This window comes from Halomonas sp. 72 (genome assembly GCF_052379785.1).
Taxonomy (GTDB): domain Bacteria; phylum Pseudomonadota; class Gammaproteobacteria; order Pseudomonadales; family Halomonadaceae; genus Vreelandella; species Vreelandella citrativorans.
Genome location: NZ_JBQSYY010000006.1, coordinates 1 through 14,670, shown reverse-complemented (window position 1 = coordinate 14,670; position 14,670 = coordinate 1). Strand labels below are relative to the sequence as shown.

20 protein-coding genes are annotated in these 14,670 nt (G+C 50.8%); 7 read left to right on the top strand and 13 right to left on the bottom strand.

Features of this window, described 5'->3' with window-relative positions:
* Positions 1 to 81 precede the first annotated feature (81 nt).
* The 3 genes from ACT3T6_RS08185 to smrA all read right to left on the bottom strand — a co-directional run bounded on the left by ACT3T6_RS08185 (position 82) and on the right by smrA (position 2,538).
* On the bottom strand, positions 82 to 1,398 hold the full coding sequence (locus tag ACT3T6_RS08185) for a type II toxin-antitoxin system HipA family toxin (RefSeq protein WP_193053567.1): 1,317 nt from the start codon (positions 1,396 to 1,398) through the stop codon (positions 82 to 84).
* Complete coding sequence (locus ACT3T6_RS08180; protein WP_193053568.1) at positions 1,392 to 1,751, bottom strand: helix-turn-helix domain-containing protein; 360 nt, start codon at positions 1,749 to 1,751, stop codon at positions 1,392 to 1,394. The genes ACT3T6_RS08185 and ACT3T6_RS08180 overlap by 7 nt, the downstream gene beginning before the upstream one ends.
* A gap of 196 nt (positions 1,752 to 1,947) precedes the next feature.
* Positions 1,948 to 2,538, bottom strand: a complete 591-nt coding sequence (gene smrA, locus ACT3T6_RS08175) for a DNA endonuclease SmrA (RefSeq protein WP_193053569.1) — start codon at positions 2,536 to 2,538, stop codon at positions 1,948 to 1,950.
* Between the two features lie 133 nt (positions 2,539 to 2,671).
* Here smrA and ACT3T6_RS08170 point away from each other — a divergent pair, with 133 nt between their 5' ends.
* From ACT3T6_RS08170 to pdxH, 4 genes are all read left to right on the top strand, one after another.
* The gene (locus ACT3T6_RS08170) at positions 2,672 to 3,145 is read left to right on the top strand and encodes a gamma-glutamylcyclotransferase family protein (protein WP_193053570.1); all 474 of its coding nucleotides are present in this window, start codon (positions 2,672 to 2,674) and stop codon (positions 3,143 to 3,145) included.
* A 50-nt stretch (positions 3,146 to 3,195) separates the two neighbouring features.
* On the top strand, positions 3,196 to 3,819 hold the full coding sequence (gene wrbA / locus ACT3T6_RS08165) for an NAD(P)H:quinone oxidoreductase (protein WP_193053571.1): 624 nt from the start codon (positions 3,196 to 3,198) through the stop codon (positions 3,817 to 3,819).
* Positions 3,816 to 4,214, top strand: a complete 399-nt coding sequence (locus tag ACT3T6_RS08160; RefSeq protein ID WP_172116646.1) for a DUF2069 domain-containing protein — start codon at positions 3,816 to 3,818, stop codon at positions 4,212 to 4,214. Before wrbA ends, ACT3T6_RS08160 begins: the two co-directional genes overlap by 4 nt.
* A gap of 77 nt (positions 4,215 to 4,291) precedes the next feature.
* The gene (gene pdxH / locus ACT3T6_RS08155; RefSeq protein ID WP_193053572.1) at positions 4,292 to 4,936 is read left to right on the top strand and encodes a pyridoxamine 5'-phosphate oxidase; all 645 of its coding nucleotides are present in this window, start codon (positions 4,292 to 4,294) and stop codon (positions 4,934 to 4,936) included.
* Positions 4,937 to 5,043: 107 nt separating this feature from the next.
* Here the strand turns inward: pdxH and ACT3T6_RS08150 are convergent, their stop codons facing one another.
* Positions 5,044 to 7,791: a bifunctional acetate--CoA ligase family protein/GNAT family N-acetyltransferase gene (locus ACT3T6_RS08150; RefSeq protein WP_193053573.1), complete on the bottom strand. Its 2,748-nt coding sequence runs from the start codon at positions 7,789 to 7,791 to the stop codon at positions 5,044 to 5,046.
* A gap of 105 nt (positions 7,792 to 7,896) precedes the next feature.
* On the opposite strand from ACT3T6_RS08150, the gene ACT3T6_RS08145 reads away from it, so the two are divergent.
* Both ACT3T6_RS08145 and ACT3T6_RS08140 read left to right on the top strand, forming a co-directional pair.
* Positions 7,897 to 8,838, top strand: a complete 942-nt coding sequence (locus ACT3T6_RS08145; RefSeq protein ID WP_193053574.1) for a histone deacetylase family protein — start codon at positions 7,897 to 7,899, stop codon at positions 8,836 to 8,838.
* A gap of 81 nt (positions 8,839 to 8,919) precedes the next feature.
* Positions 8,920 to 9,552 (top strand): helix-turn-helix domain-containing protein, encoded by a 633-nt coding sequence (locus tag ACT3T6_RS08140; protein ID WP_172116650.1) that lies wholly within the window; start codon positions 8,920 to 8,922, stop codon positions 9,550 to 9,552.
* A gap of 28 nt (positions 9,553 to 9,580) precedes the next feature.
* Here the strand turns inward: ACT3T6_RS08140 and ACT3T6_RS08135 are convergent, their stop codons facing one another.
* From ACT3T6_RS08135 to ACT3T6_RS08100, 8 genes are all read right to left on the bottom strand, one after another.
* Entirely contained in the window at positions 9,581 to 9,931 is a 351-nt protein-coding gene (locus ACT3T6_RS08135) for a TusE/DsrC/DsvC family sulfur relay protein (RefSeq protein ID WP_193053575.1), read from the bottom strand.
* 1 nt (position 9,932) lies between these two features.
* Complete coding sequence (gene tusB, locus ACT3T6_RS08130) at positions 9,933 to 10,220, bottom strand: sulfurtransferase complex subunit TusB (protein WP_193053576.1); 288 nt, start codon at positions 10,218 to 10,220, stop codon at positions 9,933 to 9,935.
* Positions 10,221 to 10,233: 13 nt separating this feature from the next.
* Positions 10,234 to 10,599 (bottom strand): sulfurtransferase complex subunit TusC, encoded by a 366-nt coding sequence (gene tusC, locus ACT3T6_RS08125; RefSeq protein WP_172116653.1) that lies wholly within the window; start codon positions 10,597 to 10,599, stop codon positions 10,234 to 10,236.
* An 11-nt stretch (positions 10,600 to 10,610) separates the two neighbouring features.
* Positions 10,611 to 11,000, bottom strand: coding sequence for a sulfurtransferase complex subunit TusD (gene tusD / locus ACT3T6_RS08120; RefSeq protein ID WP_193053577.1), 390 nt, complete (start codon positions 10,998 to 11,000; stop codon positions 10,611 to 10,613).
* An 83-nt stretch (positions 11,001 to 11,083) separates the two neighbouring features.
* Positions 11,084 to 11,764 (bottom strand): Bax inhibitor-1/YccA family protein, encoded by a 681-nt coding sequence (locus ACT3T6_RS08115; RefSeq protein ID WP_193053578.1) that lies wholly within the window; start codon positions 11,762 to 11,764, stop codon positions 11,084 to 11,086.
* Positions 11,765 to 11,971: 207 nt separating this feature from the next.
* Positions 11,972 to 12,127 (bottom strand): hypothetical protein, encoded by a 156-nt coding sequence (locus ACT3T6_RS08110; RefSeq protein ID WP_193053579.1) that lies wholly within the window; start codon positions 12,125 to 12,127, stop codon positions 11,972 to 11,974.
* A gap of 124 nt (positions 12,128 to 12,251) precedes the next feature.
* Entirely contained in the window at positions 12,252 to 13,256 is a 1,005-nt protein-coding gene (locus tag ACT3T6_RS08105; protein ID WP_193053580.1) for an aldo/keto reductase, read from the bottom strand.
* 141 nt (positions 13,257 to 13,397) lie between these two features.
* Positions 13,398 to 13,979 (bottom strand): hemerythrin domain-containing protein, encoded by a 582-nt coding sequence (locus ACT3T6_RS08100; protein WP_193053581.1) that lies wholly within the window; start codon positions 13,977 to 13,979, stop codon positions 13,398 to 13,400.
* A 205-nt stretch (positions 13,980 to 14,184) separates the two neighbouring features.
* Between ACT3T6_RS08100 and ACT3T6_RS08095 the strand changes: the two genes are divergently transcribed.
* Positions 14,185 to 14,373: a hypothetical protein gene (locus ACT3T6_RS08095; protein WP_172116773.1), complete on the top strand. Its 189-nt coding sequence runs from the start codon at positions 14,185 to 14,187 to the stop codon at positions 14,371 to 14,373.
* A 93-nt stretch (positions 14,374 to 14,466) separates the two neighbouring features.
* On the opposite strand, the gene ACT3T6_RS08090 is transcribed toward ACT3T6_RS08095, so the two are convergent.
* Positions 14,467 to 14,670, bottom strand: a 204-nt coding sequence (locus ACT3T6_RS08090) for a hypothetical protein (protein WP_444625942.1), incomplete at its 5' end; no start/stop codon positions are given.

Here is a 14,670-nt window from a genome sequence, read left to right as displayed (position 1 = left end):
GAAAAGAACCGGCCAGGGAGGAATACCCTGGCCGGTTTTTATTCTGAAAGGGGCTTTTAAAACGTTTAAACGCGGCGTCGCCTACAGCTTCAGACGAAGATGGGAAGCTACTTCATCTATCAGCGAAGCGGGCACTCCATGCTCGTTCGCTAATACATTCCACTGTGCAACGTGCTCAACGGTTTCGTCGATCATGGCGTTGATTTTTGACCGGGTAAAACGTGGGCTAAGCTTTTCAAGTGAGTAAAAATCGTCTCGCGTAAAGTGATCGCGCTTACCGTTTAAGCTCATCCAGTGATTGTTAATCCACCGACTTCCCGGTTTATAGCTATACGCAAGGTCATAAGCTGGCGCGAGTGCCCATCGCTCTTTTTTCAGGATAAAAGCAAAATTTTTGGCATGATCATCATGGTTTCGCGCCACGATGTTAAACACCATACGTCTAAAAAGCTGGTCGGCCTCTTCGGCAGAAAGGCGCAGCTGCCTTGCGATGCCAAATAGCTCTGCGTAAGAGAAAGAACCAGGTTTGTTGTAATCCACGTGGGCGATGCCATTTAGCGTCTGCACATGCCGCTTTTGATTCTCGATACGGTCAAAGCGCTGGGTTATAAAGTGTCGGCGTTTACCTTCTTGCAGCAATTGGCTAGGCATCATCTCGATACCGCAGGATTTTGCCAGCCGATAATACACATACTCCATGGCACCATAACCCAGCGGGTCACCAAAAACCTCACGGTTTTGGTTATGCTCACTTACGCCATCAAATTTCATTAAGTAGTGCGTAAACCCTTTAGGCACATCCGCCTGGCCTGAACGCACCTCGGAGAAATCCTGGTTAAATGCCAGCACGGCTTTGGGCCGAGCGCCGCCAGCACTCATTCCCACCGAAAGCAGTGCCATCATCGCTTCGCGATCGTCCTGGCCCTCTTTCGCAAGTTCAACGGAAAAATTCGCACGGTTATCCAGAATTTCCTGAGCAATGCCTACCAGTGAGGCTATTTCTACTTGGCTTGAGGCATTCAGGCTTTTTAGCCGCGTAGCGGGCGTATACTCAAGGGCGCCCATGCCCCGCTTGCCGGTATATTGAAGTCGCTGAAGCGGCGTAATATCGCTGGCCTGTCCCCCTTTGCTGGCAATCCAGGCGTTTAATACCGCGTTGCCAAAATCATCGGGTAACGAGTCGGCAATTAATCCAGGCAGCCCTTTAAAGGTTTTAAAATCAAGTTCAGGGAACGCATATATTCTGTTGGCTAATGGCATCTTCAGAGGAGAAAGTTCAATCCCCTTTTTCACAAACGACGTATTGTACTCAAACGCGCCTTGTCCGGTACGCGTATCGAAACTAACAGCGCCTACGTAGTGCTCCATGCAGTGAACATCGACAGCTTCCATTACCATTCAAACGTCCCCTCTTCATCCGCGCTACTCTGCCCTGAAGTACTCTGTCCAGAAGTACTCTGCCCCGAAGCACGCTGGCGTTGCCTCCCCTGGAGCTTGGAGAGCTGTAAGGGCGAAATCATCGGGGGTGGCAAGAAATAATCCAGCTGTGAGGTCACATTCAGGGCTATCATAATAGCGACGAGCGCCTCCAGCTGAACTTTGCCTTTTTCCGCATTCAGCACCACCTTTCTGGACAGCCCCGCACGCTTGGCCACTTCCAATTGCGTCATATCCTGGTTAAGGCGTGCCTGCTTCAAGCGCTGCCCCAGCTCTTCCGCAAGAGCTGCAGGCGACATGTCGTTAATGCTCATAAAGTCCTCTAATAAGCACTTAAAAGCGTAAAAATCTCTTTGTGTCCTTATAATAGCACATTAACGCAAGCAATTTTCAAAGTGCTATTATGTGGACCTTAAGGTCTGCAAAGAAGCATTAAGTGCCCTTTTGGGCACTTAATGAGATGATAGGTGAAGGAAGTAAGAAAATAGAAGAGAGATAACTAAATCCTGATTAACCGCGCCTTTTTTGCTGGCGCTCACGGTTATTGGCTTTCGCCCGCTGGCTTTTGCGCAGCATCACCCACGTAGCGCCAAGCCCGCCTTCGGAAGGCTGGGCAGAGACATACGCCTGGACCTCTTCAAACTGGCCAAGCCACTTGGCTAGGTAAGAGCGCAGCACGTTGGCTGGGCTGTCCAGTTCGCGCCCTCTTCCATGCACAATCATGACCGAACGCAGATCATGCGCATAGGCTTCCTGAATATACGGGAACAGCATGCGGCGACATTCAGCCAACGGCCGACGCAATAAATGAAGTTGTGCCTGTACGCTATATCCTCCATGCCTTAATTTATCGACAACGCCCTGCTGAATGCCTTCTCGACGGTATTCGATAGGATCAAAAGGGGGCAGTAAATCAACAAAGTCATCGGATAGAAAATTACGTTCACTAAGCTCTTCTTGAGCGCTTTCTCTGCGTGCAAGCTGTGCAGCAGAAGGCTTCCTCCGGTGATTACCTGCGTCGGCCTGATTACTACGTGCCAACGGCGTTACATCACCCACAGAGGCTCGGAAATCCATATCATCACGAAGTGGCTGGTTCATTGCAGGCTCCTCCGATAAGGTCTATCCCTATCCTAGCAAACCATATCGTATTGCTTAAGCAGATTACTCAACACTTGCTTAAGGTAGAACGGCACGCCAGGCTATCCCACTCACGTTTTTAAAAGGGCAACGGATGGGCTGGGTTAAAAAAACAGTCGCTCTGGCAGGTTTATTACTGCTGTCAACGGCCACATGGCTATGGCTAACCCTGTTAAGTCCCTGGCTCTATTCCCCGCCTGATGAGGTGCAAACGGTAGAGCAACGCACACATCAGTTGTTTGTGTATGGAACGCTACGTTATCCACTGATTCGCTGGTTAGTCGCTGGCAGTTTAGGCAGTCCAGAACCGGCGGTCCTTCCAGGGTATCAGCGTCACGATCTGGACGTCGCTCCCCAGCCAGGTAGCCACGTCGAAGGCCTAAAATTAACCGTGACGCCGGAAGCGTTAAGGCGGCTTGATCGCTATGAACGCTTGGGCGTTCGGTACGAGCGCGTTAATAAACGGTTAGCCGATGGAAGCGACGTCTGGGTTTACGTCAGATTACCCGAAACCAGCTACCATCTTTTAAAGCCATCTCCTGCCAAGTACATAGCTCTGATACCATAAGGCATCAGGCAGGGCTTTTATCGGCGTTCTTCCAGGACCAAGGAAAATTTATGAGTAACACCACCCCTTACGTATTGGTTCTTTATTACTCTCGCTCAGGGGCGACGGCCGACATGGCCCGTCAATTGGCTGCAGGTATTGAAAGCATTGCGGGTATTGAAGCGCGTTTACGCACGGTGCCTCCAGTTTCAACAACTTGCGAGGCCGTCGCGCCGGAAATCCCTGAGGAGGGAGCGGTGTATGTTGAACTTGATGATCTGCGTAACTGCAGCGCGCTTGCCTTGGGTAGCCCCACGCGCTTTGGCAATATGGCCGCTCCCTTAAAGTATTTCCTGGATAGCACAAGCAGCTTATGGATGAACGGTGCTTTGGTCGATAAACCAGCTTGTGCATTTACATCGACCTCCAGTCTACACGGCGGCCAGGAAAGTACGCTGCTGACCATGTTAGTGCCTTTGTTGCACCACGGAATGGTCTATGCAGGTATTCCCTATAGTGAAACGGCCCTGTTAAGCACCCAAGGCGGAGGCACGCCTTACGGTGCCAGCCATTTGGCAGGCCCGCGTAGCGACCGTTCGGTAGATGAACATGAACGAGCACTATGCGTGGCACAAGGCAAACGACTGGCTAAACTAGCAGTAGCGCTTAATGCCATGCGCCAGGGGACATCATGAAGCAGTGGCTAACTAGCCTGGAGCAGCGCCACGGCATAAATACGTTAACACTGCGTGCTCGGCAGTGTGTATTGATCAGTTTTACGCTGCTCTTGCTGCTGGTTATTTATCGTGGCTTTACATTGCAAAGCGATACGTTTGATTGGCGGCCTATAGTGGCCTTTATTTTACCGCTGGTGCTTTTTTTACCTTCCATTCTTGGCCAGCGTGCACGTGGCCATGCCTGGCTCGCCTTTGTCAGCCTTCTCTACGTTACACAAGGTGTCATGCTAGCCGCTGTACCCGGGCAAACGGTGCATGGCATTGTGGAAGCGCTCGTATCGCTGGCGCTTTTTGTAGGTTGCATGGGGTACGCACGTTTTCGTAGCCAACAACAGCGCCAAACAGGTAAGTGAACGTTTTGGGCGTTATCTAAAGAGTGACGAACGTTATTAAAATTCAGGGTATTATTAAAACTTAGGGAGTTCCGCTAATGACTCGCAACATAGCCGACATTCGGCGTGATTACGAAGGTGGCAGGCTTGATGAAACCCATGTCACTCAAGGGCCTTTCGTGCTGTTTGATGAGTGGTTTAGCCTGGCCATGGAGAAGGAGGCCAAAGACGCCAATGCCATGACGCTGGCAACAGTGGATAGCCAAGGGCGGCCGCATGCACGCGTTGTATTGCTGAAAGGATTTGATGAGCAAGGTATGGTGTTTTACACCAATTATCATAGCCATAAAGGTAGTGAGCTGAGCAATGTGCCGTTTGCGGCAATGACGTTTTGGTGGCCATCACTTGCTCGCCAAGTGCGTATTGAAGGTTCCGTCGAACAGGTTGCGCCGGATGAATCGGATGAGTACTTTGCCAGCCGCCCTCGCGGTAGCCAGTTAGGCGCCTGGATTGCAACGCAAAGCGTTGTCATTCCTGATCGTAACTGGATTGAGGAGCGTCAGAAGCGCTTTGAACAGGCCTATGAGGGGCAAGAAATCCCGCGGCCCATCCATTGGGGCGGCTACCGCCTGCAACCTGACATGATTGAATTTTGGCAGGGCCAGCCCAGCCGACTACATGACCGTATACGTTTCGAGCGTCGCGATGGTGGAGAGTGGAGCCAGTTCCGCTTGGCCCCATAACCCCTATAAAGATCGCTCATTATTGTTCAGCGCAGGTCTGTTTCGGTGATACGTTAATTAGGCAGGCCTGCTGTAGTGGTGATGTAGAGGTGGTGCACTTGGCCGAGTTAATCGGGCAGACTTTCCAGGCGAAGGCGCTGCCACTCGCTTTCGGGCTCATTTAAGCGCAGGACAGCATCAATCACCTGTTCTTCCATGTTATAGCGGCACGTGAACCCCAAGTGTTTCATTAACGCCCGCATTGGGTGGTTATCGACCATGATTTTGCCTATCATTTCGAGCGTACCGATATGCGTGCAGTAATTGACCATCTTCTTCATCAGCAGGCTGCCAATCCCAAGCCCTTGTAAATCATCGCGGATGATCACCGAAAACTCGGTGCGTATATTGTCAGGGTCGTTCCACACACGCACAACGCCTAACATCTCTTTACGCCCATCTGCGTGCTGGTGCTCGGCGATAAATGCCATTTGTCGATCATAATTAATATGTGACAAAACCGATAAATCACGTTGAGTAAGGTTGGACTTATTGTGGAAGTATCGGAAACGAATACTCTCTTCCGATAGCTGACGGTGAAAGGCGGTGATTAAAGGCGCATCTTCGGCCCTGATGGGGCGTACCTCTACCTGCCAGCCGTTTTTCAGTGTTACCCACTCTCGCAACTCTTCCGGGTATGGCATGATGGCAAAGCGCGCAGGCGTGCCTAAATCCATCGCAAAATCCACCGCCAGCATGCCATCACGATTAAGCAGTAACGGGTTGATCTCCAACCCTCGCAGATCCCCCAAATCAGATGCCATTTGCGAAAGCTTGACTAACAGCTGACATAGCCGCTGAATGTCGCGCTCAGGTTCAGCGGAGTGCTCACGAATTAAAGAGGCTGCGTGCGTCCTGCCGACGACGTCGGCCGCCAGGCTCATGTTCAACGGCGGCAGAGCGACCTGGCGGTCTGCCAAAATATTGACTTTATAGCCGCCAATACCAAACACAATCAGCGGGCCGAAAACCGGGTCGCGGGTAATTCCGGCACAAATCTGCATGGAGTGCTTACCCCGCTGCATAGGCTGTAAGCAGAACTCGCGAATAGTGTACTGGGGAAACTTCTCACGTACTTTATCACCCAACTGATGTATCCCTTGCGCCACTTCAGCAGGCGTTTCCAGGTCTTGTAGCAGCCCGGCAGACATTTTATGGGGGTGTTTACGGTATCGGTAAGGCCGACAATTACCTTCATGAACCACTTTCAGAGCCATCGGCCCTTGGATTTTTTGGGCTGCGGACTCGGCCTCTTCAGGGTTGCTCATATACACACTTGGCGCCGTAGGAATACCATACGCTTTAAGTACCTGGGCTGTTTCTGAATGGCTGAGTGTCTTTCTCCCCTGCTCTTTTGCCTGGGTGATCAGCGACCGACACTGGGCACGTATTTCCGGGCTGGTTGAAAATGGCAGGCTAGGTGGAATTTCATGCAGCAAGGCTTGAACACGCTGGTAAATTACCATGTGCATGAAGGCCTTAACGGCTTTTTCCGGGGAAATGTAGGTCGGTATACCCGCGATGTTGCAGAGATGGCGTGCATTCAGGGCTTCCTTCAGGCCCATCCAACTGGTCAGCAAGTTACGCCGAAATTTTTTGCGATTATCAATTAGTGCTTGAGCCGTCATCGCTGAAGGTGCCAACCGTGTTGGGGCATGGACCACCAGCACCGCATCGACATTGGCATCGGCGGCCACAATTTCCAGCGCCTCAACAAAACGCGCGGGGGTTGCGTTGCCACCCAAGTCAACCGGGTTTTCGCCGGGCTTACTTATATCGACTTGGCTTTTATGTAGCGCCGCTTGGGTTTCCTCGCTAAACACGGCAAGCTTACCACCTGCGCTAACCAGCTTATCAATCGCCAGCATGGCTGGACCCAAGCCATTAGAAACAATGGCTAACCGATCACCGCGTAGTGGCTTCATGCGCGAGAGCGTTTCCAGAGCATCCAATAGCTCATCAGAATCGTCGACCCTTACCACCCCAGCGCGTGCAAACGCCGCATCGAAAACAACATCACGATTAGCAATACCCGGCGTAGGTGCCATCCCCGAAATATCGGATTGCGGCGTACGGCCGCTTTTAATGGCAAGTACCAAGCGGTTACGCGAAGCATCGCGTACAGAGGTCATAAAATGTTGTGCGTCATTCACCCTTTCCAGGTGTAATAAGATGGCCTGAGCGGGTGAAAACTGGTTCACGTAGTCGATTAAATCCGGCAGCAAAACATCGACACTATCCCCCACCGTAATCAAGTGAGAGAACCCCACATCGCGTCCAGCGGCCCAATCAATCATGGCGTTGGCAAGCATGCCCGATTGGCCCAGGTACGCAACACGGCCCGCTTTGACAGGCTGGCTGGCGTAAGAGGCATTCAAACGCTTGCTTGGGACGATGACACCCATGCACTCTGGGCCCAACACTCGAATACCTGAGGCGATGGCGGCTTTTAACATCCGCTCACGAATAGAGCCGGTATTGTCGCTATCGCGGTCCAGGTAGGCGCCTCCGGAAAGCACCAACGCGGCTTTCACTCCAGACTCGCCCAAGCGTTTAATTAATTTGGGAACGCCTTTAATCGGCGAGCAAACAACCGCCAGGTCCGGCGCTTCGGGCAAGTCCGCTACACTGCTGAAACAGGGCACGCCGAATACCTGGTCATAACCTTTTGGATTGACCGCCCACAGGGTGCCTTTAAAGCCCCCCTCTTGCAGGTTATTCAGCACTAACCCACCCAGCGAGGCCGGTTTTTCAGAGGCGCCAAACACGGCTAGCGTGCGAGGTTCAAAAAAATGATGCAAAAAGCGCGTACTCAAAATTGAGCCTCCCCTGAAGTAAATAACGACGGTGTACGACTTATTGACACTGTCGCGCAAGCCCCAGAGGCGATTAAGGTGGCCTCAATACAATGGAGCGCTTGAATGATCACCTCTTACCTTACCCATCCAGACTGCTCATTGCATCATATGGGACCAGAACATCCTGAAAGTCCACAGCGTCTGGAAGCAATTCGTGCTCGCCTTTCACTTGCCGGTTTATTACAGCAGACCATGCAGTCTGATGCCAAAGAAGCCAGTTTTGAGGCGTTGGCAAAAGTACACCCGCCCCGGCACCTTAATGCTTTAGAGAAATGTGTGCCTACTGAAGACATTGTCGCGCTGGACAGCGAAACACTCATGAATCCGGATAGCTTAAAAGCTGCCCGGGTTGCTGCCGGGGCCACTATAAAAGCAGTCGATCAGGTGTTTAAGGGTCACGCTGATAATGTTTTTTGTGCCGTTAGGCCTCCCGGCCATCATGCCGAAGCAAGCGAGGCGATGGGCTTTTGCTTTTATAACAATATCGCCGTAGGTGCCGCCCATGCGCGTGACGTATATGGTGCCAAGCGTATCGCTATCCTCGATTTTGATGTCCACCAGTGTAATGGAACTATCGATATTTTTAAGGGCAGATCAGATGTCCTGATCTGTACAAGCTTTCAGTACCCGTTTTACCCGTGGCGTTATCTGCGTAGTGAGTGGCACAACGTTGTTAATACGCCGCTAGAATCAGGCACTGACAGCGCTGAATTTCGACGCCTCATTGAGCATCAGTGGCTACCCGCCCTTCATGCGTTTAAACCGGACCTGGTGATGATATCGGCAGGGTTTGATGCTCATCGCGACGATACGATGGCCGATATCTGCCTGGATGATGAAGACTATTATTGGATAACGCACCTAGCAATGGAGATCGCGGCACTTTATGCGGATAACCGCGTTGTCTCTGTACTGGAAGGTGGCTACGACCCTAAATCATTAGGAAGAGGTGTGGAGGCGCATATTAGAGCCTTGCTGGGGCTACCATTTTCAGAAGAAGGTTAAATATTCTGTACTCGCGAATACCCTGGCAGACGCTAACGCTATGTTACTATGGTCCCTATTGCTGTCTCTTATGTGACCATTATGACCGCCACTTCTGAAGAACATGCCGCACTGCGTATTGCCTCCGGCAGCAAACCGTTTGTAGAACCGCTTCTCTTGGGTGCGCGGCTCAAGCAGATTCGCTTGGCTAACCAATGGACGCTGGAAGATGTCAGCCAGCGTACCGGGCTAGCGCGCTCTACCCTTTCAAAGATTGAAAATGATCAAGTCTCGCCTACGTTTAGCGTCGTTCAAAAACTCACCACTGGGCTTAATATCGATCTACCCCAGCTCTTTACGCCGCCCAAACGTGAACGCTATACCATGGGGCGACGCGACTTAACGCGTAAAGACAAAGGGCAGCTACATCCAACGCCTACTTACGAGCATGAGTTACTGGGGCACCAGCTGGCTCAAAAGCGCATGATTCCCTTTAAAACCATTGTGCGCGCACGCAACTTTGACGAATACCACCAATGGGTGCGTCATGATGGTGAAGAGTTTTTGATGGTGCTTCATGGCGATATCATGCTGTACAGCGAGTTTTATGCTCCGCTACTGCTTGTTGAAGGCGACAGCATCTATTTTGATAGTGATATGGGGCATGCACTGGTGTCTACCAGTGCTGATGATGCGGTTGTTCTGTCCGTTTGTACCCGAGGCGATTTGGCTTAACATCCAGCCTATCTTCAACTTACCGCTTCTACAGACAGTTGGTGGGTTTAGGCAACCCGGCAAGCCGCGCTATACGTTTCGCAGGGCTGCCGGGGAAAAGCGACATTAAATACATCGACTTGCCCTTCTCTTCTCCCAGCGCATTCTTCGTGGCTTTTACCAAGGGACGCATAGCCGGCGCCATTTCATAGCGGTTATAAAAATCACGCATTACACCAATTAATTCCCAATGTGCTTCAGTTAATACGAGCCCTTCATCACTGGCCAGCATTTCAGCTACAGCTTTTGACCATTTCGACTGCTCTACCAAGTATCCCTCAGAGTCTAATCCAATTTCTTTATCTGAATCAAGATAACGGTATATTTTTGAATCCGACATATTAATACCACGTAACGATTTGAGGGTGGTGCTCAGTTAACGTAACGAATCCGTTCATATCAACCATAGGTAAGCCATTCGCTGTAACGGCAGCATTTAGGCCCCACGCCGCGACATCTTCTGCTAACAGAAAGATGCGTGACTGATACGCCTGCCAACCTTCCCAGTGCGTTTTCAGCGCCGCTTGTACACCTTCTTCCGTCAGTACTACGATATCCTCTTCACCAACGGCTTGCTGCATCTGTTGCGCAGCATCGCTATTTAGCGCCTTGGTTAAAATATGCAACATACTGAGCATCCCACTAAAAATTAAGTATTTGCGCGTACTGCTGAAGAAATCCAGGCATTGTTTTAGCTTTCAAAAACTGTACATCGTCTCGCAACGTGGATGCGGGCACTCCTAGAGTGGCCAAGGTCTCTTCAGTGGTCCAAAGCTGCTCGACATCGTACATCTCCAGCATATCGATGGTGGGGAGGCTGGCTTTCTGCCCTGGCGCCCCGCTGCCTTGCTCTTTTAATAACGCCATAGCGCCCTGCCCAAGGAACAGCAGGTCTACAGGCTGTCCAAATGCGGCCGCTACCAGCGCTGTATCCAGCCCTTCTCGCAGCAGGTTGGAGCCGTAAGGAGCATGACGAATGATAACCAGCAAGCTGTTTGACTCAGCCATTAGCTCTCCTGTTAGGCAAACGTAATAAAACGATCACAGCGCTGCTGTAAGGTTAACAACTGCCCTAGCCCGGTTAACTCAAAGGGCGCATCTATATTAAACGATGCTTTACCATGACGCAGCGCTTCCGCTTCACTTGTCAAGCCACGCCTTAGTGCCGCCGCTATGCATACGTCCAGGGGAACGTTATGCGCGCGGTGTAATTCGACCCAGGCATCGCGCAGGTTAAGCTCATCCTGGGGTGGGGCCATGAGTGAAGACGCGTTGTGCACCCCTTCATGATAAAAAAATACGCCCGACAAGTGGTGCCCCTGTGCCAGCAGCGTACGAGCAAACCTTAAAGCAGAGTGTGGTGCGGGGCTGGTATACGGCGCACCCATCACCAATAAACCATACTCCATTATCGTCTCTCGAATCGGATAGCCAAAAAAAGACAGACCCTACAAGTAGGGTCTGTCCGGTTACCAGCTGACAACGCTATTGGTTAGTCGTTGCTCATGATACCTAAAATTGAAAGCAGGCTGATAAACAGATTGTAGATAGAAACATACAGCGTAACGGTTGCCAGAATATAGTTCGTTTCACCAGCGCGATGAATGATTTCACTGGTTTGATACAGGATGGCCGCTGAGGCGAACAGAACAAAGCCTGCTGATACCATCAGTGACAGGGCAGGAATGTTGAAGATCAAGCCAGCAACCATCGCAAGCACTAGCACAATAGCGCCAGCCAGCAGGAAGTTACTTAAGAAGCTGAAATCCTTCTTGGTCGTTAACGCAACCGCTGAAAGGCCAAAGAAGGTAAGGCCTGTCATTGCCAGCGCATTCATAATCAGCGCGCCACCATTAGGGAGCGTTAAATAGGCTGAAATGATGGGTCCCAGTGTGAACCCCATAAAACCGGTAAAAGCGAAGGTGGCCAGCAAGCCAGCCGCAGAATTTGCCGTTTTATGTACCAGGAACATCAAGCCGTAGGCCCCAATAAAGAACACAAAGATGTTCATTTGTTGGATACCCATAGCCACTGATGCGCCAGCGGTCACTGCGGAGAAAAGCAGTGTCATTGCCAATAATGCGTAGGTATTGCGCAGTACCTTATTGGTGCTGACGCTGTTGGCAACACCACTGGATCGTGTTTGTGCCGTGTTCAGATCGTTATAAGCCATCTACGTATGCTCCCCAAATAATAGTGCTAACAATAGACCAGCATGCCGTTACCAAGTTCCAGACGCAAGTCCTTATCGCTTCGTTCATGTAAAGTACTCAACTTTTTTCTAACGAAAGAATTGACGGATTTGCATAGCGGCGTCTTGCAGAAAAAACCACGACTTACGATATTGTCATCGCCAGTCGTGGTTTTTAATGCTCGATTTCTAGCTCTCTATTTCTTCATCTTTTTTCGGCGGAGTCACCGCGCTGCTGGCGGTTTGGCGAATATCCTGCGAGGCATATAACCGGGCATCAACCACATGTAGCACCGCAAGTTGTACGAAAAGCACTGCAAAACAGATGATTAAAGCTTTGATCATGGCGGCTTTCCTGAACCAGGCTGGCGATAGCCAGCCTTTTGCTGAATGCTAGCTTAAAGCAGGCTGAAAGCAATAGCGGTATTCGATAAAAACCTGCCATGAAAAATAGCGCCCTATCTCTTGTCTACTGAGTAAACTCTTCCGTATCGATGTCCGCTTGCTGCGCTGGACTATACCGCTCACCGACTACCTGATCAGGTGTCATCATTGAGTTGAGGTCACTGAGATAGTTTTTATCGAGCACCCAACTATCGGCTGCCAGGTTTTCACGCATATGAGCGATTGAGCAAGTCCCAGGAATGGGCACTATATGGCTACCTTGTGCTTTTACCCAGGCCAGTGCCAATTGGGCGGTAGTCACGTCCAGCGACTGGGCTAGCGCCTGAAAGCGTGAAAGTGCCGCGAGATTTTTAGGCAGATTGTCAGCGTTAAAACGAGGCATGTTAGCCCGCATATCGCCCTCACCAAACACTGTATCGACCTGAATCGCTCCTGCCAAAAAACCACGACCCAAGGGGCTAAATGCAACCATCGCCACATCCAGTGTTTGGCAGGCTTTAATGAGCGCAATTTCGGGGTTGCGTGTCCAGAGGGAATACTCTGACTGCACTGCTGCTACGGGATACTCCTTATGCGCTTTGGAAAGCGTTTTTGCTGAAACCTCCGACAGCCCCACACCGCCTATCTTGCCTTCATCGACCAACTTACCCAGTTCGCCGACACTCTCCTCGACGGGTACGCCGGGATCAAGCCGGTGCAGGTAATAGATATCGATATGATCAGTCTTTAAACGTGTCAGGCTTGCCTCACACTGTTGGCGTAGTATGTCTGGTCGACCATTGATAACCCGCTTTCCCGTCTCAGCATCAATCGCCATACCGCATTTACTGGCCAACAACAGCGCTTGGCGCTTGTCTTTTAAGGCATGGCCCAGCAAGCGCTCATTCGCCGTGGCCCCATACAGTGTCGCGGTGTCAAAGTGCCGATACCCCATTTCAAACGCTTCATACAATGCTCGCAGGCAGCCTGTTTCAGACACCTGCTGACCATAACCATGAGACAAGTTCATACAACCAAGGCCAACAGCAGGCGAAGACACTTCTTTAAGACGCTGGAAAAACATCGACATAGGTATTCCCTGAAAGAAAATTTCTGCAGTACCGTTATGCCGTATAATAGTTAACAACTCAACGAACGAAAGCCCCACGGCACACCATGGGGCTTCCGGCAACGAACCATAAATTTCAGATGGCAGGTTTTAAAAAGCCTATTAACCGGTATGACGGCCTTGAAGCTTATCCAGTAGCCGATCAACCATGCCGACGCCCGGCCCGACGCTCTTATGAAATAGCTCAGAATGAGGTGCGCTAGGGTGCGGCCGTGTCGGCGCTAGCTTTTTGGCAGCGTCGACTTTATTCCCCAAGTCGATAAGTTCATCAACGGGTATATGATTACGTAGTTTGGGAAATTGGTCGGACTCTTCATCATCAATGTGATGGCGAAGCTGTTTTTCCATCTCTTTAGTCAGTGTCATAAACGAGGGGTCTGACGCATCGACATCCTCTAGCTTCTTCATCACGTTGACCAATTCATCATGCTCTCTCTTATCGTGCTCAACTTCATCACGCCCATTAGGAATATGTTTCTCCATAGCAGGGTAAACATACATTTCCTCAGCAACGGCATGGCGCATCACTTCGGCAATAGCGGCGTCTATCAAGTCTCGACGTTGCTCGGGGTCGTTACTGCTTTCTACTTGGGCGAGTAGCTCCAGCATTTCCTGGTGGTCAGTCGTTAAAATATTGATGACGTCCAACCCGTTTCCTGTCTGGCCTTGCGTGTGGTTATCCATACCCTTCTCTCCCTCTTATTCAGAATCCATGAGCCGCCAGCTCCATTTCAAGCTAGCTCGCCTGACCGGTATTTCCAAGCTAACAGCCCGTGACCTAATACATGTTAAGAAGGTTTTTAAAACTGATTGGCAGGTGGCTGACGTCGTATTCAAGCCGCACGCCATCAGCTACGTTATAAAAGGATTTCAAACCAGGGAGCGGATGATGGCGACGTTTATGGTGTATCGAGCGGTTCAGGAAGGCGCTGAAATTGATGCCCAGCCTGAGTGGTGGGTCGTAGACTTGCGTGAGGAGGAAGAAAGAGATGGCGATTTGGTACGCAAACGTTGTGCGACCAAGCCTGAAGCCGATGAAGCCGTTAATGAACTTAACAAAAAATATGCAACGACTTAGTAGCATCGATAACAATACGACGGCTGAACATACACCAGCCTGACAGCTGACAGGCTGGTGGACGATAATAATGTAGCAAGCAGAAAGAGGCCGCTATTTTTTACCCGTTAACGATCTAAGCAGCGTCTCAACCTGGTGGTCGCCCTCGCCTTCATTATCCAACTCCTCTTTCGCCAGCTCTTTTTTATTTCCCACGACGGCATTGCAGGCACTGCAGTAGATGTTGTCATCTTCGTCTGTGTTTTCAGGAAAACGGTAGTCTTCGCTGCCACATTGGGCACATCGTTTCGGAAATAC